This window comes from Parafrankia sp. Ea1.12, assembly GCF_900465275.1.
Classification (GTDB): Bacteria; Actinomycetota; Actinomycetes; order Frankiales; family Frankiaceae; genus Parafrankia; species Parafrankia soli.
The window spans coordinates 1-244 of the sequence record NZ_UBIZ01000268.1 but is presented as its reverse complement, the minus strand read 5'-3'; the positions used below and the strand labels follow the sequence as shown (position 1 = coordinate 244).

Sequence of the window (244 nt, the reverse complement as noted above, 5' to 3'; positions counted from 1 at the left end):
GAACCGGTCGAAGTCGGGGTGCGCGGGGGAGCGGCCGCCGATCGGCCCGGGGCGCAGGTGCACCAGGCGCGCGTCGGCGTCCAGCACCCGCTTCAGCTCGGCCACGGCGTGGTCGATGTCGAGCAGGACATGGCGGACGACGTCGAACTGACCTACGCCAGCCTGCGCGCGTTCAACCGGTGGCTCGAGGAGGACTGGGGCTACGCCGAGCAGGACCGGATCTTCGCCGTTCCGATGCTCTCCC

The 244-nt window shown here is 71.7% G+C and carries 2 pseudogenes; one reads left to right on the top strand and one right to left on the bottom strand.

Annotated elements, in window-relative coordinates:
- Positions 1-126 (bottom strand): annotated as a pseudogene (locus FMEAI12_RS38060) (amidohydrolase); the annotation flags it as partial.
- Here FMEAI12_RS38060 and FMEAI12_RS12475 point away from each other — a divergent pair.
- Positions 112-244: pseudogene (locus FMEAI12_RS12475) on the top strand (amidohydrolase); the annotation flags it as partial. The pseudogenes FMEAI12_RS38060 and FMEAI12_RS12475 overlap by 15 nt on opposite strands.